Origin of the sequence: Gottfriedia sp. NPDC056225 (genome assembly GCF_042267765.1) — a bacterium.
GTDB lineage: Bacteria > Bacillota > Bacilli > Bacillales > Bacillaceae_G > Gottfriedia.
This window is the reverse complement of the sequence record NZ_JBHJTJ010000128.1, coordinates 1-1,971: the sequence shown is the minus strand read 5'-3', so window position 1 is coordinate 1,971 and position 1,971 is coordinate 1. Positions and strand designations below refer to the sequence as shown.

Here is a 1,971-nt window from a genome sequence, read left to right as displayed (position 1 = left end):
AAATTCCTGAAGGTTGTCTAATTGATTAGACAGCCTCTTTTTTATTTGAAAATCAATATTTAGTAAAAATTATTATTAAATACACGAACCGGAATAGCAGTCCAAATATAATATTCGTAATTTTATGAAAAATCAAACTTTGATTGGGGTTATATCGGAATTGCAGGCGGAAGATCTGCGATTGTTAATGACTTTTTAGGGATTTCTAAAAATACGAAGCATCCTAAGGAAGCGTATGATTTTGCAAAGCTTATGTCATATGGTAAAGAAGGCTTCAAAGAACGTATGAATTTAAGTGTAAAAAATGGACCAGATTTAACAACTTTACCTATTTCTTCTGACAAAGAATTATTGGATAAGTACTGGGAAATCTATAGCATTCCTGGAATTCAAGATATTTACAATCATTTAAATAATGCATTAGTTGATTCAATGAAAACATTACCGGGATATATTCCAGCCCGTTGGGAAGCTAAAATTGGAGTGAAAATTGTTGATAAAGACGATACAAATGTGTGGGACTTATTCAATTTCGCATCACAAGGATCAGTACAATATCAAGATTATGCAAAGGATAAAGGTGCAACATTACTAATGATTGAAAACTATGAAACCGGATTAATTTGGGATTTATACTTAAAAAACGAATACATAAAAAAAGGATCAAAAATGTTGGGCTGGAAAAATAGCAAATTAGTTACTCCATAATAACTAAATAGACAAGCTAAAGTGAATTAAAAGGTGGCAAAAGAAGTCAAAAACACTTCTGTGCTCACCTTTTGTGAGTAAAAATATACCATTCAAAGTATAGGTAAAAAGAATGAAAAAAAGTAGGAAAAGTTTACTTAATTTTGATAATATTAATTTAAGCATAATAATATAAACAATATTTAAATGAATCGTAATAAACGAAACAATAAAGACGAAATTGGCTTTTTGGTATCAATAGAATGGAGGATATGGGATGGCAGGAATAAAAGATATTGCCAAAGAAGCTGGAGTTTCCATTTCAACAGTATCATATGCGTTAAATGGTAGCCCAAAGGTAACTGAAGAAACACGAAGCAGAATTTTAAAGATTGCAAATAGATTAGGATATGTTCCAAATGCAGCTGCAAGAATGTTAAAGGTTAAAGAAACAAAAATTATTGGGGTATTTTTAGCTGATTATGGTGGATATTTTTACGGGCCCCTATTAAGAGGAATGAGACAAGCATTAAACGATAAAGGCTATGAATTAATAGCATGTTCTGGCGTACAATCACATCGATTATTACTTGAAAAAGTAATAGATGGTGGAATTATATTAGATCAGGCGTTTTCAGATAAAGAGCTTTTAGATTATGCAGAAAAAAATTATAAAATGGTCGTGATGGATCGAGAATTACAACACAAAAATATTAAAGGTGTCTTAATAAATAATAAAAGTGGTGCACAATTAGCTATAAAAGAACTTCTTAAAAACGATGTAAAAAAAGTATATGCATTAACAGGTCCAGAAGGTTCATACGATTCAACAAAACGTATGGAAGGTGTAAGAGAAGAATTATCTAACTATCAAGATATTGAGTTTATTGAAATCGCTGGAAATTTCATGAAGGATTCTGGTGAACAAGCAGCGAAACAAATTTTTACAAATTATAACGAGCCAAGTGCAATCTTTTGTTTAAATGATGAGATGGCAGTAGGAATCTATAACTATCTTCAAGATACAGATTACCAAGTAGGCAAAGATGTATTTATCGTAGGATTTGATAATATTGAATTAGCGCAATATGTATCACCAAGATTAAGTACCATATCATATTCAACTTTTGACTGGGGTTCATTAGCCGCTACAAATTTATTGAAGTTAATTTCTAACGAAGTAGTTGAGAATGAGATAATTGAAGTTTCATTGACTGTTGGTGGATCTTCGTAATATTTAAATTAGAGTTTTAAGTATCTTTTTAATAAAAGAAGTATTTAAGC

General features: G+C 30.5%; 2 protein-coding genes. Both read left to right on the top strand.

Going from position 1 to position 1,971, the window contains the following annotated elements; genetic code table 11:
- The first annotated feature begins 252 nt into the window (after positions 1-252).
- On the top strand, positions 253-708 hold the full coding sequence (locus ACFCYN_RS25360; protein ID WP_375952943.1) for a glucoamylase family protein: 456 nt from the start codon (positions 253-255) through the stop codon (positions 706-708).
- 256 nt (positions 709-964) lie between these two features.
- Positions 965-1,921, top strand: a complete 957-nt coding sequence (locus tag ACFCYN_RS25355) for a LacI family DNA-binding transcriptional regulator (protein WP_098118449.1) — start codon at positions 965-967, stop codon at positions 1,919-1,921.
- The last annotated feature ends 50 nt before the right edge of the window (positions 1,922-1,971 follow it).

Coding starts and splice junctions, on each gene's coding strand:
- ACFCYN_RS25360 (WP_375952943.1), top strand. CDS start 253: ATGTCATATGGTAAAGAAGGCTTCAAAGAACGTATGAATTTAAGTGTA.
- ACFCYN_RS25355 (WP_098118449.1), top strand. CDS start 965: ATGGCAGGAATAAAAGATATTGCCAAAGAAGCTGGAGTTTCCATTTCA.